The following is a 22,386-nucleotide window of genomic DNA, read 5'->3' as shown; positions in this document are numbered from 1 at the left end:
ATGCGATGCCGCCGTCGAAACGCAAAGCTGCGCCGTGCATGTGTCGCGCCGACGCAGGATTTGGTTCGGCTGTTCGCTGCCCCGGCGGGCGCTGCCCTATGCCAGTGGCACGGGACGCAGACGCAGCCCCCGCGCCTGCCGGATGCCGGCGACGGCAATGGCCAGCAACAGAAGCGACGTGGCGAGCAGCAGCACCCCGCCGATCGCCTTGTAGACCAGCACGCCGACGGTGCCGCCCGCCAGGAACGACAGGATGCTCATGGCATGCAGCCGCAGCTTGGCCCAGTACGGCGCGGCGGTTTCCCGGGGCTCCCGGCCCAGCGCCACGTCGATCAGCATGCCGATCTCTATGCCGATGTCGGTGGCCATGCCGGAGACGTGGGTGGTGCGAACGCGGGCGCCGGAAATGCGCGTCACCACGGCGTTCTGCAACCCCATCAGAAAACTCAGCCCGAGGATCAGCGACGGCCCGCGATGGACCTGCGGCAGGCCGAGATCGATGACGCCGAGGATGGCGAGAAGAATGGCCTCGGCGAGAATGCTGTAGGCGTAGATGCCGTGGATCGCCCGCCGCCGGCCGAAATTGATCAGCACCGTGGACACCACGGAGCCGGCGATGAAGGTCAACACGATGGCGAGAAAGAACCAGCCACTGAGAAAATTGCCGAGCGCGATATGATCGGAGAGCATCGACACGTTGCCGGTCATGTTCGCCGAGAAGAACCCTACCGCCTCGAACGCCGCGGTGTTCAGCGCGCCGGCGACCGCCGCCAGCGTGCAGGCCAGCCGCCGGTCGACATCGTTTCCGCGCTCTTCGCCCTGCTGTACCAACATGTCTCGTCCTCAGGCCTCCATACAACTTTACGAATGGCGGGCGCATGGCGCGGGTACGAGCCGGCGCCCCGTTTCATGCACGGCCGACGTCATGCCGCGGCAGACCCTGCGCGGAACGACGGCAGATGCGATGCAGCTTTCGATGAAGGCCGCCGAACAGGAGGTCCGCAAACCGTCAAGCACATGAGCGACGGCACAGACCGGCGACTCGGAAATTATAGCCGCATATGTCCGCGACTGTCATGCTTACCGTGAGGTGTGGGCCGGAGCGAGGCCATAACGGTAATCGCCTGCGCAACAATCCTCCCGGACGTCGCCCCGCGTTTCGACTTATCGCGCCGAGTGGCGATCCCAGCAGGATCTCGAACCTGCAACCCACGGAGTAGAAATCCGTTACTCTATCCAGTTGAGCTATGGGACCGTGGCGGCCTACATACCATCGCCCCCGCCGGTTGCACAGCTATCCCAACGGTTTGATGTCGGGCGGCGACCGGTCCGCAGCGGCGCACCAATCTACCGTCATCCCGCTGGATTCACACTGTTATTTCAATCCGATTGCGGCTGCCGCCGGAGCCGGCTACACCGGCGCCGGAATGTTCAGCCAGTCCGGCTCAGCGCTCTCACAGGGATAGCTGACCATGGCCGACGCAGCGTTGTTCTCGATCCTGACCTTTCAGCGGCGCCCCGGACAGTGGCGCGCCTCGATCAGTCCGAAAACGCCGAGCGGCAATACCATCCAGGGCAAGACCATGCTCGGCTTCGTCACCGAGGACGATTGCGAGACCGAACAGGCCGCGGAGGCTGCCGCCAAGCTGGCGATCCGGAAGCTCTAGCGCGGGCGCCACGACAGGTCGTCGGACCACAGATAGATCGCGATCGCCGCCAGGCAGAGCACGACGCCGACCCAGAACGCCGGCGAATGATGGATGCGACGCCAGTCGCGCCGACCGTTCGGTCGCCGCGCGTCGCGATGTTCACTGTTCGCCATCTGCCCCCGTTTTAGTGTTGACCGCGCCTGTGGCCCGGTTACGTCCGTGATCGACCGGATCCTAGGCCCAAGGTCTTAACAGCCGGCTTGTCGGTTCCCCAAGATGTGCGAAGATGCGCAACGCGCACCCTCCTCCTTTATCAATATTGAGCCCAGCCATGCTGTCTCGGCGTCGCCTTCTGATCACCGCGGGGTTGGCCGTTACCTGTCCGGCGGTGCTGCGCGCCGAATCGCTGAAACTGCGCCTCGCCCATGGCCTGCCAACGACCCATCCGGTGCACCCGGCAATGCAGCGTTTCGCCGATATCGTGCGCGAGCGCACCGGCGGCGAGATCGAAATCGCGATTTTCGCCGATGGCCAGCTCGGCCAGGAGGTCGACCTTCTGTCGCAGGTCCAGGCCGGCAAGCTGGATTTCCTCAAGGTCAGCGCCAGCTTGCTGGAGCGTTTCCACCCCGCCTACAAGGTGCTGAACCTGCCATTCACGCTGCGCGACAGGGCGCACTGGCTGAAGGTGACCACCAGCGATGTCGGCCGCGACATCCTCGCCTCCACCGCGCCCGCGGGGCTGGTCGGGGTGACATTCTACGATGCCGGCGCCCGCAGCTTCTATGGCCGCAAACCGATCAACCACCCCGATGACCTCAAGGGCATGAAGATCCGCATCCAGCCGTCGGAGACCATGACCCGGCTGATGCAGGTGTTCGGCGCCGAGGGTGTCGAGCTGGCCTGGAGCAATGTGTTCATCGCGCTCAAATCCGGCTTGGTGGACGGCGCGGAGAACAGCGTGGCGGCGTTGATCATTGGCAACCACGCCGACGTGGTATCGCATTACTCTTTCGACGAACACACCATGATTTCGGATGTTCTGCTGATCGGCAGCGCGCGGTTGCAGTCGCTCAGCCCGCAGCATCAGAGCGTCGTCCGCGAGGCGGCAATGGCCTCATACGATCACATGAACACGTTGTGGACGGATTTCGAGACCCGCGCCAAGACCGAGATCGCGCAGCGCGGTGTCACCTTCGTGCGCCCGGACAAGACCCCGTTCATCGAGAAGGCTGCGCCCCTCATCGAGCAGTTCGCGGCCGATGAGGTGTCGCGGAGCGTATTGCGCCGGATTGCCCAATCCTGAACGGGATCGGGCGTCCGAGGCCCTCAGCCCTTCACGTCGAGCAGTTCGACGTCGAAGATCAGGGTGGCATTCGGCGGAATCACGCCGCCGGCGCCGCGGGCGCCATAACCGAGATCCGGCGGAATGATCAGGGTGCGCTTGCCGCCGACCTTCATGGTCGAGACGCCCTCGTCCCAGCCGCCGATCACGCGCTTCATGCCGATCGGAAACTCGAACGGCTCGTTGCGGTCGAGCGAGGAGTCGAATTTCTTGCCCTTGACGCCGTTCTCGTAGAGCCAACCGGTGTAGTGCATCACGCAGGTCTGTCCGCGCGTCGGCGTCTTGCCGGTGCCGACCACGGTATCCTCGATTTTCAGGCCTGAAGCTGTCGTCATGATTTTTCCTGCGGCCTGAGCCGTTGCTGTTGAGAGTGAACTGTCTGTTGCAACCGACGCCAGGCCCAGACCCAGCAACACGGTCGCGAGCCTGCCCGCAAGCTTGAAAGAACGCATCTTATCTCCGGGGGTGAACATGGCTGGCGCGGGCAGATCTATGCCCGCGGAACCTGCATGGGCGCAAGCCCCCGAGCGCCACGCGCCGGTCAACTTGCCGTCGGCTTGGGTGGAGCCTCGGGATACAGGCTGCGCTGGGCGAGCTGGCCCTTGTAGTTTTCCAGCAGTTGCGAGGCGAATTGCGCGGCATCGTCACGCGCAGCAGCCGTCTGACTGTCCGAAACCGGGTGTTTCAGGTTCAGCCTGGCGATAACGCGGTCAACGGTGGTCAGCATAGGTTACTCCTGATTGCCACGGAAACTCCCGCACCGCTCGGAATGTTCCCCATCAGTCGCGCCGACGGCAGCACAGGTTCAGGCTCGATTTTGTTGATCTAATGGCCGCAAGGGCCGGTTTTGCGCTGCAAACGAACAAGACCTGCCCCGGCCCCGCCGGATCGCGCTTTGGCGGTCAAAGACCGTTCGACCAGCAATCTCAACTGCCTCGCAGCCGGCGGCCGGCCCGACCGTGCAGATCGGGCGGGTCGGCCGCCATCGCGGTCGCCGGGCCTGCAATGGTCGGCTGCACGCGTGTTTTCCCGCAACAGGTGCGGAATTTCGCAGATAGTTGATGCGTTGCGGCGCCGTCGCCTGTAAACCGCTGTCGAGTTTCGGCTGCGCTCCGTTCCCTGCCCCATGTGGTGGAGAGCCAAACGGCCCGGCACCAACCATGAAAGCAACAAGGCCTCGTCGATGGGATTTAAAGAACCGAGTTTTGCTGACCGCCAAAAGGCGGCGCTCGACGCCAAGAAGAACATCCTGACCAAGTTCAAGTCGCAGCCGGGCCCCGACGATCCGGCCGTGAAGGCGCGCGCTGCCGAGCGCGAGGCACAGGCCGCCGCACGCGCTCAGGCCAAGCTGTTGCGCGACGCCGAAAAGGCCGCGCAGAAAATCCGCGAAGCCGAGGAAGCTGCTGAGGCCGCTGCCCGCGCCGCGCGCGAAAAGGAAGAGGCCGCCGCCGCCGAGCTGGCGCTGGAAGCCGAAAAGAAGGCCGCGCGCGACGCCCGCTACGCCGCCCGCAAGAAGCGCAAGTAGATCCAGCAGGTCAATGCAGGGCGGGCCCGCGATATGCGAGCCCGCCGGACGCCGATGCGAAGAAGTTACTTCTTCATCTCGTCCTTCTTCATCATGCCGTCCTTCTTCATTCCGTCGTCCTTCTTCATGCCGTCGTGCGACATGGCATCCTTTTTCATGCCGTCGTCCTTCTTCATCATGCCGTCTTTCTTCATTCCGTCATCCTTGCCCATCTTGTCCTGAGCGAAGGCGGCCGGCGCCAGTGCCAGGCTGAGCGAGAGGGCAGCGGCAGAAATGCCAAGCGCGATCTTGGTGGTGATGGTCATGAGCTGTCGTCCTTTGAACCGGTTCTGAAACGCGACCTCTGTCGCTTCCATACAGACGCATAGGCGAACGGCTTTGTTACGGGCCGGTTTGCACAAATTTTCAATAGCGCCGCGCTTCGCTTTCGCAAAACCCGGACGGGCGTCCGCATTGCACCAAAATCTGTCGTCCGCCTTTCGTCCTCGACTTTGGTGAAGACCGCGTGTGGTCGCCGAGGATACCGCGCAACGTAGAGCGGCGGGGCAATTGAACACCTCATCAGGCTGATCCGAAACCGCTTAGATGGGATCTAAGCCGCAGTATGAATTCGCGGTTTCAATGGCTGTCGTCGACAAGTATGTGGAAAGCATCGCTATCGCCATCTCGACTCGTCTCGGAAGGATCCACCGTGCAGTTGCCGAGCATTACCATTATGGGCGAAGAGGATCCGATCGAGATCAGCTTCGCCGCCGTGGCCGCCTATCACGGCCAGGGGGCACTTGCCATGCTGGCAATCACATTCCAGGCCATTCGGGTCGCATTGGAAGCGCTGTCATCCGACACCCCGCCCAAGAGGGCTGACATCACGGTTGTCAGCGGCCATCCAGGCCCGGGCGTTCGGGATTCTTTCGAGTTCGTGACACGCGCCGTCACTCGCGGTGCATATACGGTCGATCGTTCGCTGCCGCTTGCGCGCTTCGTGGCCGGCGCCGACATTTCCTACAGCTTTCGCGTCATGCTCTCCGGCAGGACGGCCGAGATCGCACTGCGGCCGACGACGCTCCCGGCGAGATTCTTCGAACTGACATTCTCCAGGACACGCACGCCATCGGAAGAAGCGGAGTTGAGGCAGCTGAGAAAGTCGATTGCGAGCGATGTCCTTGCTGCAGTACCGGCGGACCTGTTTGAACTAAGCGTCAGCTGAACGATGAAGCCAGCCCTCTTTCTGTCCAATGGCGGGGTCAATCCGGCGATAGGCAAGATGGCCTCGCGTCCGGAGGCGCTCGGCGGCATCGTAGATCACGACATCTACAATCTGGCGACTATCGAACTCGACAACTATAGCGCACTACTGATCGGCATGCATGCGGATCAGCGATTTCTCGCCGGGCACGCCGCGCAAATCGAACGCTTTCTCCGCGGCGGCGGCACCGTCGTCGCCAATGGCCATATCGCCTATCCATTTCTGCCCGGCATGGCTGGATTTCACACGCAGCCATCCGGACGTCTTGAAGACCTGGCGATTGTCCGCATGGCGGAGCATCCTGTCTGGGACGGCGTTTCCGCGCATGAGCTGACATTTCGCCGCGGTGTTGCCGGCTTCTATGGGCGAGTATGGCATGATGCGCCAGAGGGCGCATACGTGATCAATAGCGTCGGGAGCCCCGACAAGCCGCTCGATTTCATCTACCCGGTCGGGCACGGCCGGGTGCTGTTCCATGGCGGTAACGACCTCTGGCAATTCGGCGGTGCCGACAGCACCGGCCGTATCGTGCCGCAGCTGCTGCGATGGCTGTTCAACACGGCAACAGCGTCCTCGGAGTGCATATCGTGACGCTCGCCGTGCTGGATGGCGGAACATTCTATCATCATACCGCGATTCAAGGTCCGCGCTTTCGCAGCCTGCTCGACCGCACGATCTACATGCCGGAGCTCCACACCGGCCAACTCGACGGCGTGACGGTGTTGATCGTCACCGACCACATCAATCCGAATTTGCTGCGCGCACATCGCGACTTGCTGATCGATTTCGCCGAGCGCGGCCATACGCTGGTGGTGTTCGGTGAGAACCAGGCAGAAACTTGGCTGCCAGGCGTCCGCTGGACTTCGCGCCCAACCAATTTCTGGTGGTGGCTGGATAAAGACGCGACGCCGCCGAACCGGCTCGTCTGCCCGGACCACGACTTGTTTCGCGCCGTGCCTTTCGCCGACACGATCTGGCACTTTCACGGCCTGCTGGCGCCGCCACCCGGCGCACAGACCCTGATCGACGTACCGCCGGACCCCGAAGGCCGCGACGACGGCGGCGCACTACTGTATGACGACCGGGCCACCACAGCTGGCCGCCTCATCGTCTCGACGCTGGATCCGTTTTATCACCACGGCAGCAACTTCATGCCCGCCGCCACGCGGTTTCTGGACAGCTTCCTCCCTGGGCGCGGGAGCTGTCCAGGCTCTGAGGTGTGCCGATCCGCGGGCAGCGTCACTCCGCCGCCGGGGCCGATGGGCTCAATCCATGCAACGGAACGATCGCCGATACCGTCTCGCCGGCGGAACGGACATCGACGCGGCGGACCGGCACGCCATACATACGGGCCAGATTGTCTTCGGTCAGAACCGATGCTGCAGGACCATAGAGATGCTGGGCGTCGCGCAGCATCAACAGCGTGTTGCTGGCGATCCCCAGCGCGTGATCGGGATGGTGGGTGGTGAAGATCACCGACAGTCCGTGCGACCGAGCCAGCCGCTGGATAAGCCGCAGCACTACCCCCTGATTGGCCAGATCGAGCGCGGATGCCGGTTCATCGAGCACAAGGACATGGCAGCCGGTCGCCAAAGCGCGCGCCAGCAAAACCAACTGACGCTGCCCGCCGCTGAGCCGGTCGTAGCGCTGTTCGGCGACCGCGCTCAGGCCCACCTCTGTCAGACATTCATGCGCGCGATCGGTGTCGCGGCGGCCCGGCGCGTGAAAGCGCCCGAGAAAGCGGCTGCGGCCGAGCAGCACCATCTCGATGGCGCTGTAGGCCTGATCTGCATTCAGGGCCTGCGGCACATAACCGATATGCTCGCCGGCATGCACACTGCCCTCCTTCACCGCTAGCGTACCGCACAGCGCGCGCAACAGGGTGGTCTTGCCGGCGCCGTTCGGACCGAGGATGGCGGTGATTTCCGAAGGCAACACCGCCATCGACAGATGCCGGAACAACCAGCGCTCGCTGCGAAACCAGTGACCGATGTCATCGAGACGGATCATGTGGCCCTGCTCGTGGCGTTACGGCGCAGCAGGACGGCGAACACCGGCGTGCCAACGATGGCCGTGACAATGCCGACCGGGATCTCGGCGGCAGTCAGCGCCCGCGCAAGGGTGTCGGCAACGACCAGGAAGATGGCCCCCATCAGCGCCGACGCCGGCAGCAGGCGGCGGTGATCGGCGCCAACCAGGGTCCGCGCCAGATTTGGAATGATCAGTCCGACCCAGCCGATGGTGCCGCTGACCGCGACCTGCGCCGAGATCGCCAGGCAGGTCGCCGCCAGCAGGATCAACCGGTCGCGCGCCGGATGTACACCCAGGGTGCGAGCCTCCTCGTCGCCGAGCGACAGCACATTGATGCGCCAGCGCATGCCGAGCAGGATCACCGCAGCCACACCGGTGCAGATCGAGATCAGCGCCAGGTTTTGCCAAGTGGCGGAGCCAAAGCTGCCAAGCAACCAGAATACAATGTCAGACAGCTTGGTCTCGGGGTCGGCCAGGTAGGTCGCGAGCCCCACCAGCGCGGCGCAGAAGGCGCTCACCACCACCCCCGCCAGCACCAGGGTGAGGACCGGCGATATGCTGTCGGAGCGATGAATCGCGAGCACTGCGAGCAATGCCAGCGCAGCACCGGCGAATGCGCCAACGTAGACGTATCCACCGAAGCCCACGAACAGGATCGCGACGACGCCACCTAGTGCGGCACCCGAAGACACGCCGATGGTCTGTGGGCCGACCAGGGGATTGCGAAACAATCCCTGCAGCACGGCACCGCATAGTGCGAGGCCGGCTCCAGCGACGGCGGCCATCAGCACACGCGGCAGCCGTACGGTCTCGACGACGATCGCGTCGGTCGGCGTCCACGTTGGCGTCACGTCGACGAGACGCGCCGCCAGGATGGCAATGACTTTCGCGAACGGAACCTGGTAGCGGCCCGACGCCGTGGCCCACAGGGCCGACACCAGCAGCGCTGCTGCCAGAAACCACATCAGGGCTACCCAGCGGATGTATGGCCGACCTGCGTCGCTGCGCGCGATCACGCCATCGGGAATATGCCGCGTCATCGCGCGAGATATCGCGCATAGCCCGCAGAGGCCCGGTTCTGCGCAGCAAAAAGGATGTCGTCAATCTCGCTGTCGGTCAGCGCGTGCCCATACAGGAACGTATACCAGTCGCGCATCGCGGCGCGAAGATCCTCTTGCGTGCGCTCGGGCTGCAGCAGTCCAGCGAGCCAGATCCACGTCAGCGCGGATTCCTGGCTCGGCGGATCCCAACGATAGCCGCCGAGGGGCACGCGATAAACCCGGCGCGTCTTGACGGCATCGACACCTTGCCACCGCGGATCGCCATAGATATCCGCCGGCATCGTCGCGTCGAAATTCCCCAACAGGATAACCTGCGGATTCCAGGTCAGAACCTGTTCGATGGTGACGGTGCTGATCGCCCGCAGGTCGGCGGCAACATTCTGGCCCCCCGTCAGTCGGACATAGAAGTCGTTATAGGTCCCCTTGCCGCTCACGCGCAGCGTCTCAGACGCGCGGTTGAGGTACATGACGCGCGGCCGCTGCTGCGTCTCGACATCGCTCATCGCAGCCTCGATCCTGCTTCGCACGTCCTGCTGCCGCTGAACCAGCGATGCCGCCCGTTCGACCTTTCCCGACACCTCGCCCATCATGGCAACATAGGCTGCAAAATCTTCCTGCGATCCGGCCCGCATGCCCAACACCGCCAGGCCTGCCCGGTCCAGAGCGCCGATCACGTCGGTACTCGCTGTAGCCCATTGGAAAACCACATCGGGACGCATGGCGAGAATGGATTCGACGTTAGGCGCGAAGTTGTTGGCGCCACCGCCGCCCATCACCACATTGGTCGAGATGCCCGCGGCGCGGGAAACATTTTTCCAAGTATGCCCTCTCGCATGGCGCTCGCCGAGTAGGGATTCATACCGGCGATATGACGCTCGGTGCCGTCAATCGCGATATAGGTCGCGGCCGCCGGAATCGGCAGGAACACCGTGCGTTCCGCAGGCTTGTCGAGATGGATAGTATGGCCGCGCTGGTCGGTGATATCGGCAGCCGACGCGTGACTGATCGCGATTGCAGAAGCGACCGCAGCGACAGCGATCCGGCTGATCGTTCGTGTCTCACACCACAGCAGAATTGCGCGAAAAGGAGAAATCAACTCAGCATAGAACACGGACGTCTTTCACTTATGATCGCGGTGCGCGCCGTTCCCATCAGGCGCGACATCGATTCAATTTCACGCTTGCTTACAGAAAACCCCGGCGCGAGTCGCGCAACCTCATCGACATTTGGAGCAATTGTAATCCGGGCTTCACTTCGCAACGTTTCCCAGTCGCTGATAAAATGACGCGGATCTCGACAATCGCTCTAATGTCGACGACACACGCTTGTCTGTCGCAAACACGGCGCGTTAGACGTCCGGCATAAATCGAATGCACGAAAGGCCGGAATATGTCGCGAACACCACAGGCAATGGAGCTGAACGCAGCCAGCCACACGGCTTCATACGTGGCACGGCGCTCTCCCGACCTGATCCGTCACTGTGCTTCGGTGTCGAGCATCGTTCTGATCCAGCTGGTCTGCAGCGGGGCTGCGTTCGCGCAATCATCGAGTGCCGCGCCGACAGACGCCGGCCAGTTGCAGACCATCGACGTGACAGGAACAAGCAGCGCAGACTCGCTGAAGCCGCTCGGCGGCAAGCTGCCAGAGCCCAAACTGCCGCGACAACTCACGCAGAGCGTCTCGGTGATCGGGCGAGGCCAGATCGAACAGACCTCACCCGTCGGCCTGCTCGATATCCTCGCAACGGTACCCGGCATCTCAATTGCGCGCGCCGGCGGCATCGGCGGACAGATCTACCTGCGCGGCTTCAGTTCAAACAGTTTTCGTTCGCCGCTGTTCGTCGACGGCGATCGCTTCCGCGGCCGCAACACGCTTCAGCTGAGCTACTTCGCACCCGAGGAAATCGAACGCGTCGAAGTCGTGCGCGGTCCGGCCTCGGTGCTGTATGGCAGCGAGGCACTGACCGGCCTCGTCAACATCGTAACCAGGACGCCGACCGGCAACCCGAACGGACCGTTTCGATTCACCGGCGGCGGATGGTCGGCGGGATACGGCAGCGCCGCGGATTCCTTCAGTACCTATGACTGGATCCAGGGCGCCGGCGGCGGCTTTGATTTCCTCGGCGGCGTCAGCGGCCGGTGGGGCAGCAATTACAGCAGCCCGCTCGGCGAAGTCCCCAACAGCGACTACCGCAGCCTCGGCGGCAACCTGAAGATCGGCTATTCGCCGGATATCGGCCAGCGCTTCGAACTGTCGCTACGCAAATACAACGAGACCGACGGCCGCGCCGGCGGCGTCGGCGGTGCGCCGGGAGCTCCCTATCTCGGCGTGCGCCAAAGCCCGAACGAGGTCACCACCGCACGGCTGGGTTATGTCGGCGAGCTCGACGGGATCATCAAGCATGTCGAAGCATCGATCTACGCGAACTATTTCGACACCACCCTGCTGACGGTGAACAACACCATCAACGCCCGCGGCGTCGCGACGCGCACCGTGAATTCCACCAGTCACGTGATCGGTCCGTGGACCACCGGCGGCCGATTCCTCGCTTCGATCCCGTGGTCTGGCGGATTCGGCGAAGCCAAGACGACCTTCGGCACCGACGGCTTCATTGAAATGCGGCCCGGCAGCGAAGGGTCCTCGCAAACCATCAACCGCAACGCTGTCGGTGCGGTGACCGGCACTGTCAACGTCGCCAATACCAAGAACGGCCCGGATACCTCACAGTCCAATGTCGGTGCCTTCGTGTTGCAGGATTGGACGCCGATCCAGCCGCTGACGCTGTCGGTTGGCGGCCGCTTCGACTGGTTCAACACCACCACCGAACTCACGCCGTTGTCGGCGGCGACACGGTCGGCCTTCATCGGCAAGGACAACGTCGACGCCACCGCACCGACCGGCAGCGGCGGCATCGTCTATCGGATTCTGCCGACCGTCGATCTGCTCGCCAGCGTCGCCACCTCGTTCCGGCAGCCGACGAATTCGGAACTGTTCGCCTCCAGCGCGACCACCGTTCCCAATCCCTTCCTGCAACCGGAGAAAGGCCTCACCTACGAGGGCGGGTTCAATTTTCACACCGCCGACGCCAACCTCAAAGTGACGGCCTTCAACAGCAACTATGAGAACTTCCTGCAGACCGTGGCCGTGACCTTCAACGGCTCGTCCGGCTTCACCCAGAGCCAGAATGTCGGCAGGGCCGAGGTCAACGGCGTCGAAATCGAAGGGCGCTGGCAGGCCACACCGACGGTCAACATTTTCGGCACGGCGGCCTATCTTCGCGGCGACAACACGGTGACGAATACGCCGCTGCCGTTCCTTGCGCCGTTCCGCGGCCGCATGGGCGTGCAGTACGTGGCAGGCGATGGCAGCTTTTCGGTGCAGGGGGTGGTGGATTGGGCAACCAGCAAGAGCCGAATCGATGCGGCGCAGGAATACCAGACGTCCGGTTATGCCATCCCCAAACTCTATGCGACGCTGCAGCTAGGACAACTCGTGTCGCGGGATCTTGGCGACACCAAGCTGATCCTCGGACTGGAAAACATCTTCGACACCGCCTATCGCGACGCCTCAACCTTCAGCAACATGGCCTACTCGCAGAGTCTGACCAATCCCCTGCTTGAGGTCGGCAGGAATTTCACGGTGAAGGTGCAGCACACATTTTAAGCTTACACGAACTCCGAAGCTCCGCCAATTTCTGCTGCGGCTCCGGGGCAATCGCCGATGCCCGCTTTGCGCCAGATCACCGAACGCGATCCCGGTGGTGATGGCCATGAGCGACCGTCCTTTGAACCGTTCCGAGATGCGATGGCTGTCGCGGCCATATAGAGGCATCGGACGGAATTCTATTATCGCCCCGGTGTGCGGTGCAGCATCGGATTGCAGGGAGCAGCCTTGCACAAACTTTAACTTTCAGACTAGAGCACAGCACCGCGAATGCGGCTAAGGTGATCCAACGCCCGCGCCACGGACAATCAAGAAACGCACCAGGGAGTGAACCCATGCTGACCCGCCGCCACATCCTCGCCTCGGCCCTCGCCGCCCCCGCCATCTTGCGCCTCGGCACCGGCACAGCCCATGCCGCCACGACGCTGAAGATCTCGCACCAGTTCCCCGGCGGCACCATCGACAAGGGCGACTTCCGTGACCGCCTGACCCGCAAGTTTGCCGAGGAAATCGCCAAGCGCAGCGGCGGCGACCTAGTCGGCGAGGTCTACCCGAATTCGTCGTTGATCAAGACCAACGCGCAGTTTTCCGCCATGCGCAAAGGCGCGCTCGATCTCAGCCTGTATCCGATGCCCTATGCCGGCGGCGAATTGCCGGAGACCAATATCGGCCTGATGCCGGGCCTCGTCTCCACCTATGACCAGGGCTTGCGCTGGAAGGACCAGCCGGTCGGCAAGGCGCTGACGGACTTCCTGGCCGACAAGGGCATCATGCTGATCACCTGGGTCTGGCAGGCCGGCGGCGTCGCCAGCCGGACCCGGCCCCTGCTCGCTCCGGAAGATGCCAAGGGCCTCAAGGTGCGCGGCGGTTCGCGCGAAATGGACATGGTGCTGCAGACCGCCGGCGCCGCCGTGCTGTCAGTGCCATCCAATGAAATCTACGCGGCCATGCAGACCGGGGCCTGCGACGCCGGCATCACCTCCTCCACCAGCCTGATTTCGTTCCGGCTGGAAGAGGTGGCCAAACACCTGACCTCGGGCGCCAACGCTTCCTACTGGTTCATGCTGGAGCCGCTGATGATGTCGAAGGCCATCTTCGACAAGCTGCCGAAGAAGCACCAGGACATCATCCTGAGCGTCGGCGCCGAGCTGGAAGCGTTTGGCAAGCAAGGCGCCCAGGCTGACGATGTCGAAGTGGCAAAAGTGTACGAGAAGGCTGGCGCCAAGGTCAGCATGCTCGACGCCGGCATCGTCGCCAAATGGCGCGACATCGCCCGCGACACTGCGTGGAAGGACTACAGCGCCAAGACCCCGCTGGCTGCCAACCTGCTGAAGCTTGCTACCGACGTTGCCGCCTGATGCATGGTCCCCTTCCGGATCACTTCGATCCGCCCTTCCCCGTCACGGGCAATCCGCTCGTGGCGGCTCTCGAGCGCGCTCTGGCGTTCTGTAACAATGTCATCGTGGTGCTTGCGGCGATCGCCCTGATCGCCGCCTGCGTCATCCTCAGCTACAGCGTCGCCACCCGCAGCCTCTTTCACAGCGCCACTTACTGGCAGGACGAAGCCGCGGTGTTCCTGCTGGTCGGCGCCACCTTCCTGACCGCCGCCTATGTCCAAGGGCAGCGCGGGCATATCGGCATCGAGGCCTTTGTCGGGCTGCTGTCGCCGATGGTCAATCGCGTCCGGCTGTGGATGGTGGATGTCGCCAGCTTCGCCTTCTGTGCGTTCTTCGCCTGGAAGTCGTGGACGCTGACCCACGAAGCTTGGGTCGATGGCCAGGTGTCCAATTCCATGTGGTCGCCGCCGCTGGCGATCCCCTACGCCCTGATGGCCGCCGGCATGACCTTGCTGTGCGCGCAGATCTTTCTGCAGATCCTGATCCCGCTGACCCGCAAGCCCTCATCCGACAAGGCCCGCCCGTGACTGTTCTTGGAATTGGTATCAGCTACGGCGTGGCGACACTGGTGGCGATGTTTTCGGGCATGCCGATCGCCTTCGCGCTGGGCTCCGTCGCCGTGGTGTTCATGGCGATCTACATGCCGTCGGCCTCGCTCGATACGGTGACGCAGAACGTCTACGAGGAGATGGCCTCGATCACGCTGCTGTCGATCCCGCTGTTCATTCTCAAGGGCGCGGCGATCGGAAAATCCCGCGCCGGACAGGATCTGTATTCGGCGCTGCATGCCTGGCTGCATCGGGTGCCCGGCGGCCTCGGCGTCGCCAACGTGTTCGCCTGCGCGCTGTTCGCGGCCATGGCCGGTTCGTCGCCCGCCACCTGCTCGGCGATCGGCTCCGCCGGCATTCCCGAGATGCGCAAGCGCGGCTATTCCGGCGGTTTCGCGGCCGGCATCATCGCTGCCGGCGGCACGCTGGGCATCCTGCTGCCGCCCTCCATCACCATGATCCTGTTTGCCGTGGCTGCCGAAAAATCGCTGGGACGGCTGTTTCTCGCCGGCATCGGCCCGGGCCTGCTGCTGGTCACTTTGTTCGGCGTCTATGCGGTGATCCGCTTCCGCAAGGAATACGCCACGGCGAAGGTGGCGTATGAGGCGACCGGTGTCGAATCCGCGATCCTGCAGCGCGACGAATTCACCATGGCCGAGCGCTTCAGCGCGCTGCCACGGGTGCTGCCGTTCATCATCCTGCTCACCGGTGTGATGATCGCGCTGTATGGCGGCTATTCGACGCCGTCGGAAACCGCAGGTCTCGGCGGGTTGCTGGCGCTGGCGCTGATCGCGGCGATCTACGGCGTGTGGCGGCCCACTGACCTTGCGCCGATCCTGAAATCGACGATCCGCGAGTCGACCATGCTGATGATGATCATCGGCATGTCGCTGCTATACTCCTACGTTATGAGCTACCTGCACATCTCGCAGTCGGTGGCGGAATCCATCGTCGCCATGCACCTGCCGCGCTGGGAGCTGCTGGCCGCGATCCTGGTAATGGTGGTGATCCTCGGCTTCTTCCTGCCGCCGGTATCGATCATCCTGATGACCGCTCCGATCGTGCTGCCGCCGCTGCGCGCCGCCGGTTTTGATATCATCTGGTTCGGCATCGTCATGACCATCGTCATGGAGATGGGCCTGATCCATCCTCCGGTCGGGCTGAACATCTTCGTCATCCGCAATGTGGCGCCCGACATCCCGCTGATGGAAGTGATCTGGGGCACGCTGCCCTTCGTTCTGCTGATGATGGCCGCCGTGGTCCTATTGTGTTTCGTGCCGCAGATCTCGACCTTCCTGCCGGACCTGGTGATGGGGCCGGACGGGGGACGATAGAGGTCACCATCGAATTGGAAGCCGTCATCCTGAGGAGCGCGCTTGCGCGCGTCTCGAAGGACGACGGCGGAAGCACCGTCGATGAACATTCATCCTTCGAGGCTCGCCGAAGACGGCGAGCACCTCAGGATGACGCTGTGCCAGTTCCGATTACTTTGCTGCCTTCGCATTCAGCGCGGACGCCACCCGGCTCACCGGGGCCGGCCGATCAGCGCACTGATCGCGTTGGTCGCTACCAGCAACCTATCCATATCTACGCCGGTCTTAATCCCCATGCCTTCGAGCATGTAGACCACGTCCTCGGTGCCGACATTGCCGGTGGCGCCGGGCGCATAGGGGCAGCCGCCGAGGCCGCCGGCAGCGCTGTCGATGACGCGGGCGCCCTCCTCCAGCCCGGCATAGATGTTCGCCAAGGCCTGGCCGTAAGTGTCGTGGAAGTGCATTGCGAGATTTTTCATCGGCACCGCCTCGGCGCAGGCCCGCAGCAGCGCGCGCGCCTTGGTCGGGGTGCCGACGCCGATGGTGTCGCCGAGTGAGACCTCGTAGCAGCCGAGGTCCCACAGGGTCGTGGTGACATCCACCACTGCCTGCACGTCGACCTCGCCGTCATAGGGACAGCCGAGCACGCATGAAACGTAGCCGCGCACGCGAATGCCGTCGGCCTGGGCACGGGCGATCACCGGCTTGAAGCGCTCGATCGACTCCGCCACCGAGCAATTGATATTGGCGCGGGAAAAACCTTCCGATGCCGAGGCAAACACCGCAATGACCTTTGCGCCAACCTCTTTGGCCGCCTCATAGCCCTTCTCGTTGGGCACCAGCACATGGAATTCCCCGGGCAGATCGCGCACGCCACGAAACACCTGATCCGAGCCCTGCATCTTCGGGATCGCCTTGGGCGACACGAACGAGCCGACTTCGATGGTGTGCAGCCCGGCGGCGAACAGCGCCTTTGTAAACGCGATGCGGTCTTCGACCGAGACCGGCGTCTTCTCGTTCTGCAGGCCGTCTCGCGGACCGACCTCGACGATGCGGACCTGATCGCTCATACCGGCTTCGGCTCCGTTGGCTCGATCTCGGCGAGCTCGACGCCTTCCTGCACGATATCGCCGACCTTGCACTTGATGCTCTTCAGCACGCCGGCGAATGGCGCGCGCAGCGTCTGCTCCATCTTCATCACCTCCAGCGTCAGGATCGCGGCGCCGCGCTCCAGCATCGCCCCCTCCTCGGCCAGCAAGGCCACCACGGTGCCCGGCAGCGGCGCCACGATGCGGTCGTCGCCGACCTGCTCCTCGTCGTCGCCGCCGAACGGATCGATCAGGTGCAGATCGAAACGGCCGTTACGAGTGCGTAGATAGAGTTCGTGGCCTTCGATGACGGCCGTCACATCGGATCGGGCGCCGTCCAGCGACAGATCGAACCTGCCCTCGCCGCGCGGCGCGGTGGCAAAGGCGAATTCGCGGTCCCCGATGGTCATCGTCGACGGTCCGCTGCCGTAGCTGAGGATGACCTTCGGGCTCGGCTCCAGAGCATGGCGGAACGCGAACACGCGCTTGCGCCGGCCGACCGGCATCCAGCCCGCGGTCTGCCATGGCGACGCGCGATCGCTGGCAGATGTCTCCGCTTCGTTCGCCAGGATGGCGGCAACGGCAGCGCACAGTTCGAGATCGCCCGGTGCGGCCGCAGCCGGAGTCAGTGCCTGCAGCTCACGCTCGATGAAGCCTGTGTCGATCTCGTTGGCAATCACCCCAGGATGCGTCACCAGCGCCGACAGGAACGGGATGTTGGTGACGATGCCGCGGATGTCGGTGTCTTCGAGCCCGCGGTTGAGCCGGGCGATCGCCGCCTCGCGGGTCGGTGCCCAGGCGATCACCTTGGCCAGCATGGCATCGTAGTTCGGCGACACATGATCGCCCGCGCGATAGCCGGCATCGATGCGCAATCCGTTGCTTTCCTCCGGCGTCCGCCAGGTCTTGATCCGGCCGACCGACGGCATGAAGTTCTTGTGCGGGTTTTCCGCATAGACCCGCGCCTCGACGGCGTGGCCGTTCAGCTTGATCTGGTCCTGCGTCAGCGGCAGCTTTTCGCCGAATGCGACGCGCAGCTGCCATTCGACGAGGTCGATGCCGGTGATCAGTTCGGTGACGGGATGCTCGACCTGCAGCCGCGTGTTCATCTCGATGAAGAACACATCCTTGCCGTCGGAGACGAATTCGATGGTGCCGGCGCCGACATAGTTCACCGCCCCCGCCGCCTTGCGCGCGGCGGCGCAGACTTCCTCGCGCTGCGCGGCGTTCAGCGTCGGTGATGGCGCTTCCTCGATCACCTTCTGATGGCGGCGCTGCAGGGTGCATTCGCGTTCGAACAGCGAGACCAAATTGCCGTGGCTATCGCCGACGATCTGCACCTCGATGTGGCGGGGATTGTCGACATACTTCTCGATTAGCATACGGTCGTCGCCGAACGCCGCCTTGGCCTCACGCTTGGCGCTGACGATGGCGGCAGCCAATTCCCCAGCGCTGCGCACCACCCGCATGCCGCGCCCGCCGCCGCCGGCGGAGGCCTTTACCAGCACCGGGAAGCCGATCTTGTTGGCTTCCGCCGCCAGCGTCGCCTCGTCCTGCGCCTCGCCATGGAAGCCCGGCACCAGTGGCACGCCGGCCTTCTCCATCAGTTCCTTGGAGCCGGACTTGGAGCCCATCGCGGTGATCATGGCGGCGGTCGGGCCGACGAAGACAAGACCCGCATCGGCGCAGGCCTGCGCAAATTCAGCGCTCTCCGACAGAAAGCCGTAGCCGGGGTGAATCGCTTCGGCGTCGCTCCTGCGGGCGGCGTCGATGACATTGGCGATGTTGAGATAGGAGTCGCGGGCGCGCGCCGGACCGATCAGCACGGCCTCGTCGGCCATGGCAACGTGCAGCGCATCGCGATCCGCCTCGGAATAGACCGCGACGGTGCGCAGGCCCATGGCCCGCGCGGTGCGGATGACGCGGCAGGCGATCTCGCCGCGATTGGCAACGAGCAGCGTGCGAAAGCGTTGGTAGAGAGCAGTGGTGGCCATCATCACATCCTGAACAGGCCGAAGCGGGTCGGCTCGATCGGCGCATTGGCCGACGCCGAAAGGCCGAGACCGAGCACCAGCCTGGTGTCGGCGGGATCGATCACGCCGTCGTCCCACAATCGCGCGGTGGCATAATACGGGCTGCCCTGGCTTTCGAACTGATCGCGGGTCGGCTTGCGAAAGGCCTCTTCCTCCTCCGCCGACCATTGGCCGCCCTTGGCCTCGATGTTGTCGCGGCGCAGGCTGCTCAGCACCATGGCCGCCTGCTCGCCGCCCATCACCGAGATACGGGCATTCGGCCACATCCACAGCAACCGCGGGCTGTAAGCCCGGCCGCACATGCCGTAATTGCCGGCGCCGTAGGAGCCGCCGACCACGATCGTGAACTTCGGGACATTGGCGGTGGCGACCGCCGTCACCAGCTTGGCGCCGTCGCGGGCGATGCCGCCGGCCTCATATTTCTTGCCGACCATGAAGCCGGTGATGTTCTGCAGGAACACCAATGGGATATTGCGCTGGCAGCACAGCTCGATGAAATGCGCGCCCTTCAGCGAGGACTCGCTGAACAGGATGCCGTTGTTGGCGATGATGCCGACCGGAAAACCCCAGATATGCGCGAAGCCTGTGATCAGCGTGGTGCCGTAAAGCTTCTTGAACTCATCGAATTCCGAGCCGTCGACGATGCGCGCAATGATGTCGTGCATGTCGAACGGCTTTCGCGCGTCGGCGGGAATGACGCCGTAAAGCTCCTGGCTCGGGAACAGCGGCTCCCTCGGCTCGCGCATATTCAGCGACGCGCGCTGCGCCGGCTTCAACGTGCCGACGATCTTGCGGGCGATGCCGATGGCGTGGCCGTCGTTCTGCGCCAGGTGGTCGGTGACCCCCGATTGCCGCGCGTGGACATCGGCGCCGCCGAGTTCCTCGGCGGTCACTACCTCCCCCGTAGCGGCCTTCACCAGCGGCGGGCCACCGAGGAAGATGGTGCCCTGGTTGCGCACGATGATGCTCTCGTCCGACATGGCCGGCACATAGGCGCCGCCGGCGGTGCACGAGCCCATCACGATGGCGATCTGCGGAATGCCCAGCGCCGACATCTGCGCCTGGTTGTAGAAGATGCGTCCGAAGTGGCGCTCGTCGGGAAAGATCTCGTCCTGCTGCGGCAGGAAGGCGCCGCCGGAATCCACCATGTAGATGCATGGCAGGTTGTTCTGCCGCGCAATGTCCTGCGCGCGTAGATGCTTCTTCACCGTCATCGGGTAATAGGTGCCGCCCTTGATGGTCGCGTCATTGGCGACGATCATGCATTCACGGCCGGCCACCCGGCCAACGCCGGTGACGATGCTGGCGGAATGGACGTCGCCGCCGTAAAGGCCGTTGGCGGCCAGCGGCGACAATTCGAGAAACGCGGTGCCGGGATCGATGAGCAGGTCGACGCGCTCGCGCGCCAGCATCTTGCCGCGCGACGTATGCCTCTTGCGCGAGACCTCGCCGCCGCCCGCGGCGACCGCGTCCAGCCTGGACTTGAGCTCGGCGACCTGCGCCTGCATGGCTTCGACGTTGCGCTTGAAATCGGACGAGGTGGGATCGATAGTCGAGCGAAGCGACATCAGCTTCCGTTTCCTGGAGATTTCGTTTTTTCTTATGGGGCAGCCCGTGACCGGCTGAGGGTCATGGTGTCATTGCGCGGCATGCCCGCGCAACCCTAACTTTCGGTCCAGGTGGGCACGGTGGCAGAGGACCGCATGGCCCATCCGCGGTCGCGCCCGGACGTCAGTGCGTCCAGGGTTCGGTGCGCTTGAAGGCAAAATTGTCCGAATAAGCGATCTGACGGGGGGCCGGCGACTTGGGCTCGATCACCTGGTAGGCGATGCCCTCGCGCTCGCAATAGGCAACGGCGTCTTCCCTGGTGTGGAAGTGCAGGGTCAGTTGCTGCTTCATGTCGCCGGAACTGGTCCAGCCCATCAACGGCTCGATCACCCGCGCCTGCTCAGGCTCGTAATCGAGCTGCCATTCCTTGGTCTTGGCGGTCCCCGATTGCATCGCGTTCTTGGCGGGCTTGAAGATGCGTGCGGTCATGGAATGATGCGGCCTGTTGCGTGCGACATTGCGCCAAATTGGTGGAAACGACGGGTTTAGTATAGTCAATTGTCACGAATTTGATGCGTGATTCCGTCGCCGGGCGGTTTCGTTTCGTGATTTGGTATATTCTTTTCGCGGCGGCGTGACAATCGCGGCACGGCTCCGTCTATATCGTTGGCCCTGCAAACCGGCAGCACGAACGGCTCCCATGGAAATTCACGCCATTCTCCCCCTAAAGGACGCGACCTGCGGCTCGATTTCTTCCGGGGTATCGCCAACTGGGCGATTTTCCTCGATCACATCCCCGACAACGTCGTCAACTGGGTCACCACCCGGAATTACGGCTTCTCCGACGCCGCCGACCTGTTCGTGTTCATCTCCGGCTACACCGCCTCGTTCGTCTATGCCAAGATGATGCTGGAGCGCGGCTTCATCGTCGGCGCGACCCGACTCACCAAGCGGGTCTGGCAGCTCTATGTGGCCCACGTCATCCTGTTCGTGATCTATATCGCCGCCATCGGCTACGTGGCGCAGCGCTACAACGATCCGGACATCATCAACGAATTCAACGTCGCCGGCCTCGTCGACAATCCGATCCAGACCCTGACGCAGGGCCTGCTCCTGAAGTTCAAGCCGCTCAACCTCGACGTGCTGCCGCTTTACATCGTGCTGATGGGGTTCTTCCCGCCGGTGCTGTGGATGATGCTGCGCAAGCCCGACCTGACCATGCTGGCCTCGCTGGCGCTGTATTTCGCGGCCCGCCAGTTCGGCTGGAATCTGCCGGCCTATCCGTCCGGCACTTGGTATTTCAATCCCTACACCTGGCAGCTGCTGTTCGTGTTCGGCGCGTGGTTCGCGCTCGGCGGCGCGGTCGAATCGCGCTCGGTGATCAAATCGAAGGTGCTGCTGTATTTCGGCATCGCCTATCTGATCTTTTCGCTGATCATGACCATGGCCGGCCGCTTCCCGGACTACGGCCACATGATGCCGGACTGGCTGTTCGACGCCTTCAACCCCAACGACAAGACCAACCTCGCGCCCTATCGCGTGCTGCATTTCGTGATCATCGCGTTCTTCGTCACGCGCTTCGTGCCGAAGGACTGGCGCGGGCTGGAATGGCGGGTGTTCCAGCCGCTGGTCAAATGCGGCCAGCAATCGCTGGCGGTGTTCTGCGTCGGCGTGTTCCTGTCCTTTGTCGGCCATTTCGAACTGATGATGAGTTCGGGTTCGCTGGCGGCGCAGATCTTCGTCAGCGCGTCCGGCATCGCGCTGATGACCCTGGTGGCCTATTACATCTCGTGGTCGAAGAAGCAGGACAAGCCGCTGCCCAAGCCCGCTGCCGCCACGCCGCCGGCCACGTCAAACGCCGTATCTGCGGCGTCGTCATCCTCGGTGACGACCGGGCAATCCTGACAAGGTAACGGACGACGCGCATCGATCAGGGAGGCGC

22 protein-coding genes, 1 tRNA gene and 1 pseudogene are annotated in these 22,386 nt (G+C 63.6%); 10 read left to right on the top strand and 14 right to left on the bottom strand.

The genetic code is table 11. The features are described 5' to 3' along the window. Nucleotides 1–96 precede the first annotated feature (96 nt). Both ONR75_RS17345 and ONR75_RS17340 read right to left on the bottom strand, forming a co-directional pair. A complete protein-coding gene (locus ONR75_RS17345; protein WP_265078371.1) occupies nucleotides 97–834 on the bottom strand; it encodes a YoaK family protein in 738 nt (245 codons plus the stop codon). Nucleotides 835–1,177: 343 nt separating this feature from the next. Next, nucleotides 1,178–1,255 (bottom strand) — tRNA-Arg (locus tag ONR75_RS17340). A 217-nt stretch (nucleotides 1,256–1,472) separates the two neighbouring features. Here ONR75_RS17340 and ONR75_RS17335 point away from each other — a divergent pair. Beyond that, nucleotides 1,473–1,667, top strand: coding sequence for a hypothetical protein (locus ONR75_RS17335; protein WP_265078370.1), 195 nt, complete (start codon nucleotides 1,473–1,475; stop codon nucleotides 1,665–1,667). Here ONR75_RS17335 and ONR75_RS17330 read toward each other — a convergent pair. After that, nucleotides 1,664–1,822 (bottom strand): hypothetical protein, encoded by a 159-nt coding sequence (locus ONR75_RS17330; RefSeq protein WP_265078369.1) that lies wholly within the window; start codon nucleotides 1,820–1,822, stop codon nucleotides 1,664–1,666. The two genes, ONR75_RS17335 and ONR75_RS17330, sit on opposite strands and share 4 nt — an antisense overlap. 158 nt (nucleotides 1,823–1,980) lie before the next feature. On the opposite strand from ONR75_RS17330, the gene ONR75_RS17325 reads away from it, so the two are divergent. Beyond that, nucleotides 1,981–2,952 (top strand): TRAP transporter substrate-binding protein, encoded by a 972-nt coding sequence (locus tag ONR75_RS17325; RefSeq protein ID WP_265078368.1) that lies wholly within the window; start codon nucleotides 1,981–1,983, stop codon nucleotides 2,950–2,952. A 23-nt stretch (nucleotides 2,953–2,975) separates the two neighbouring features. On the opposite strand, the gene ONR75_RS17320 is transcribed toward ONR75_RS17325, so the two are convergent. Together ONR75_RS17320 and ONR75_RS17315 are read right to left on the bottom strand one after the other, a co-directional pair. Continuing rightward, nucleotides 2,976–3,443 (bottom strand): FKBP-type peptidyl-prolyl cis-trans isomerase, encoded by a 468-nt coding sequence (locus ONR75_RS17320; protein ID WP_265078367.1) that lies wholly within the window; start codon nucleotides 3,441–3,443, stop codon nucleotides 2,976–2,978. An 89-nt stretch (nucleotides 3,444–3,532) separates the two neighbouring features. Further along, nucleotides 3,533–3,718, bottom strand: a complete 186-nt coding sequence (locus ONR75_RS17315; protein ID WP_265078366.1) for a hypothetical protein — start codon at nucleotides 3,716–3,718, stop codon at nucleotides 3,533–3,535. A gap of 456 nt (nucleotides 3,719–4,174) precedes the next feature. On the opposite strand from ONR75_RS17315, the gene ONR75_RS17310 reads away from it, so the two are divergent. Continuing rightward, entirely contained in the window at nucleotides 4,175–4,516 is a 342-nt protein-coding gene (locus ONR75_RS17310) for a DUF6481 family protein (RefSeq protein ID WP_265078365.1), read from the top strand. 65 nt (nucleotides 4,517–4,581) lie between these two features. Here the strand turns inward: ONR75_RS17310 and ONR75_RS17305 are convergent, their stop codons facing one another. Further along, a complete protein-coding gene (locus ONR75_RS17305; RefSeq protein WP_265078364.1) occupies nucleotides 4,582–4,821 on the bottom strand; it encodes a pentapeptide MXKDX repeat protein in 240 nt (79 codons plus the stop codon). A gap of 386 nt (nucleotides 4,822–5,207) precedes the next feature. Between ONR75_RS17305 and ONR75_RS17300 the strand changes: the two genes are divergently transcribed. Together ONR75_RS17300 and ONR75_RS17295 are read left to right on the top strand one after the other, a co-directional pair. Beyond that, on the top strand, nucleotides 5,208–5,723 hold the full coding sequence (locus ONR75_RS17300; protein WP_265078363.1) for a hypothetical protein: 516 nt from the start codon (nucleotides 5,208–5,210) through the stop codon (nucleotides 5,721–5,723). Nucleotides 5,724–5,726: 3 nt separating this feature from the next. Then, nucleotides 5,727–6,353: a hypothetical protein gene (locus tag ONR75_RS17295; protein WP_265078362.1), complete on the top strand. Its 627-nt coding sequence runs from the start codon at nucleotides 5,727–5,729 to the stop codon at nucleotides 6,351–6,353. A 648-nt stretch (nucleotides 6,354–7,001) separates the two neighbouring features. Here ONR75_RS17295 and ONR75_RS17290 read toward each other — a convergent pair. The 4 genes from ONR75_RS17290 to ONR75_RS17275 are packed head-to-tail and all read right to left on the bottom strand — an operon-like array spanning nucleotide 7,002 to nucleotide 9,965. Further along, nucleotides 7,002–7,772: an ABC transporter ATP-binding protein gene (locus ONR75_RS17290; protein ID WP_265078361.1), complete on the bottom strand. Its 771-nt coding sequence runs from the start codon at nucleotides 7,770–7,772 to the stop codon at nucleotides 7,002–7,004. Further along, a complete protein-coding gene (locus tag ONR75_RS17285; RefSeq protein WP_265078360.1) occupies nucleotides 7,769–8,833 on the bottom strand; it encodes a FecCD family ABC transporter permease in 1,065 nt (354 codons plus the stop codon). The genes ONR75_RS17290 and ONR75_RS17285 overlap by 4 nt, the downstream gene beginning before the upstream one ends. Next, on the bottom strand, nucleotides 8,830–9,627 hold the full coding sequence (locus tag ONR75_RS17280; protein ID WP_265078359.1) for an ABC transporter substrate-binding protein: 798 nt from the start codon (nucleotides 9,625–9,627) through the stop codon (nucleotides 8,830–8,832). Before ONR75_RS17280 ends, ONR75_RS17285 begins: the two co-directional genes overlap by 4 nt. After that, complete coding sequence (locus ONR75_RS17275; protein ID WP_265078358.1) at nucleotides 9,627–9,965, bottom strand: hypothetical protein; 339 nt, start codon at nucleotides 9,963–9,965, stop codon at nucleotides 9,627–9,629. Before ONR75_RS17275 ends, ONR75_RS17280 begins: the two co-directional genes overlap by 1 nt. A 335-nt stretch (nucleotides 9,966–10,300) precedes the next feature. On the opposite strand from ONR75_RS17275, the gene ONR75_RS17270 reads away from it, so the two are divergent. The 4 genes from ONR75_RS17270 to ONR75_RS17255 all read left to right on the top strand — a co-directional run bounded on the left by ONR75_RS17270 (nucleotide 10,301) and on the right by ONR75_RS17255 (nucleotide 15,796). Beyond that, the gene (locus ONR75_RS17270; RefSeq protein WP_265078357.1) at nucleotides 10,301–12,517 is read left to right on the top strand and encodes a TonB-dependent receptor; all 2,217 of its coding nucleotides are present in this window, start codon (nucleotides 10,301–10,303) and stop codon (nucleotides 12,515–12,517) included. Nucleotides 12,518–12,852: 335 nt separating this feature from the next. Next, nucleotides 12,853–13,875, top strand: coding sequence for a TRAP transporter substrate-binding protein DctP (dctP, locus tag ONR75_RS17265; RefSeq protein WP_265078356.1), 1,023 nt, complete (start codon nucleotides 12,853–12,855; stop codon nucleotides 13,873–13,875). Then, the gene (locus ONR75_RS17260; protein ID WP_413776521.1) at nucleotides 13,872–14,441 is read left to right on the top strand and encodes a TRAP transporter small permease; all 570 of its coding nucleotides are present in this window, start codon (nucleotides 13,872–13,874) and stop codon (nucleotides 14,439–14,441) included. Before dctP ends, ONR75_RS17260 begins: the two co-directional genes overlap by 4 nt. After that, nucleotides 14,438–15,796: a TRAP transporter large permease gene (locus ONR75_RS17255; protein ID WP_265078354.1), complete on the top strand. Its 1,359-nt coding sequence runs from the start codon at nucleotides 14,438–14,440 to the stop codon at nucleotides 15,794–15,796. Before ONR75_RS17260 ends, ONR75_RS17255 begins: the two co-directional genes overlap by 4 nt. 150 nt (nucleotides 15,797–15,946) lie before the next feature. Here the strand turns inward: ONR75_RS17255 and ONR75_RS17250 are convergent. The 4 genes and pseudogenes from ONR75_RS17250 to ONR75_RS17235 form a co-directional block, all read right to left on the bottom strand. After that, nucleotides 15,947–16,845 (bottom strand): annotated as a pseudogene (locus ONR75_RS17250) (hydroxymethylglutaryl-CoA lyase). Then, a complete protein-coding gene (locus ONR75_RS17245; protein ID WP_265078353.1) occupies nucleotides 16,842–18,857 on the bottom strand; it encodes an acetyl/propionyl/methylcrotonyl-CoA carboxylase subunit alpha in 2,016 nt (671 codons plus the stop codon). Before ONR75_RS17245 ends, ONR75_RS17250 begins: the two are co-directional and overlap by 4 nt. Before the next feature lie 2 nt (nucleotides 18,858–18,859). Next, on the bottom strand, nucleotides 18,860–20,464 hold the full coding sequence (locus tag ONR75_RS17240; RefSeq protein ID WP_265078352.1) for a carboxyl transferase domain-containing protein: 1,605 nt from the start codon (nucleotides 20,462–20,464) through the stop codon (nucleotides 18,860–18,862). Nucleotides 20,465–20,627: 163 nt separating this feature from the next. Continuing rightward, entirely contained in the window at nucleotides 20,628–20,933 is a 306-nt protein-coding gene (locus ONR75_RS17235) for an ETC complex I subunit (RefSeq protein WP_265078351.1), read from the bottom strand. A gap of 177 nt (nucleotides 20,934–21,110) precedes the next feature. Here ONR75_RS17235 and ONR75_RS17230 point away from each other — a divergent pair, with 177 nt between their 5' ends. Next, nucleotides 21,111–22,349: an OpgC domain-containing protein gene (locus tag ONR75_RS17230; RefSeq protein ID WP_265078350.1), complete on the top strand. Its 1,239-nt coding sequence runs from the start codon at nucleotides 21,111–21,113 to the stop codon at nucleotides 22,347–22,349. Nucleotides 22,350–22,386: the final 37 nt, after the last annotated feature.

This window comes from Rhodopseudomonas sp. P2A-2r (assembly GCF_026015985.1).
Taxonomy (GTDB): domain Bacteria; phylum Pseudomonadota; class Alphaproteobacteria; order Rhizobiales; family Xanthobacteraceae; genus Tardiphaga.
Note: the sequence above shows the minus strand (reverse complement) of the source record. Positions and strands in the feature narration are given on the sequence as shown.

Coding starts and splice junctions, on each gene's coding strand:
- ONR75_RS17345 (WP_265078371.1), bottom strand. CDS start 834: ATGTTGGTACAGCAGGGCGAAGAGCGCGGAAACGATGTCGACCGGCGG.
- ONR75_RS17335 (WP_265078370.1), top strand. CDS start 1,473: ATGGCCGACGCAGCGTTGTTCTCGATCCTGACCTTTCAGCGGCGCCCC.
- ONR75_RS17330 (WP_265078369.1), bottom strand. CDS start 1,822: ATGGCGAACAGTGAACATCGCGACGCGCGGCGACCGAACGGTCGGCGC.
- ONR75_RS17325 (WP_265078368.1), top strand. CDS start 1,981: ATGCTGTCTCGGCGTCGCCTTCTGATCACCGCGGGGTTGGCCGTTACC.
- ONR75_RS17320 (WP_265078367.1), bottom strand. CDS start 3,443: ATGCGTTCTTTCAAGCTTGCGGGCAGGCTCGCGACCGTGTTGCTGGGT.
- ONR75_RS17315 (WP_265078366.1), bottom strand. CDS start 3,718: ATGCTGACCACCGTTGACCGCGTTATCGCCAGGCTGAACCTGAAACAC.
- ONR75_RS17310 (WP_265078365.1), top strand. CDS start 4,175: ATGGGATTTAAAGAACCGAGTTTTGCTGACCGCCAAAAGGCGGCGCTC.
- ONR75_RS17305 (WP_265078364.1), bottom strand. CDS start 4,821: ATGACCATCACCACCAAGATCGCGCTTGGCATTTCTGCCGCTGCCCTC.
- ONR75_RS17295 (WP_265078362.1), top strand. CDS start 5,727: ATGAAGCCAGCCCTCTTTCTGTCCAATGGCGGGGTCAATCCGGCGATA.
- ONR75_RS17290 (WP_265078361.1), bottom strand. CDS start 7,772: ATGATCCGTCTCGATGACATCGGTCACTGGTTTCGCAGCGAGCGCTGG.
- ONR75_RS17285 (WP_265078360.1), bottom strand. CDS start 8,833: ATGACGCGGCATATTCCCGATGGCGTGATCGCGCGCAGCGACGCAGGT.
- ONR75_RS17280 (WP_265078359.1), bottom strand. CDS start 9,627: ATGGGCGGCGGTGGCGCCAACAACTTCGCGCCTAACGTCGAATCCATT.
- dctP (WP_265078356.1), top strand. CDS start 12,853: ATGCTGACCCGCCGCCACATCCTCGCCTCGGCCCTCGCCGCCCCCGCC.
- ONR75_RS17245 (WP_265078353.1), bottom strand. CDS start 18,857: ATGGCCACCACTGCTCTCTACCAACGCTTTCGCACGCTGCTCGTTGCC.
- ONR75_RS17240 (WP_265078352.1), bottom strand. CDS start 20,464: ATGTCGCTTCGCTCGACTATCGATCCCACCTCGTCCGATTTCAAGCGC.
- ONR75_RS17235 (WP_265078351.1), bottom strand. CDS start 20,933: ATGACCGCACGCATCTTCAAGCCCGCCAAGAACGCGATGCAATCGGGG.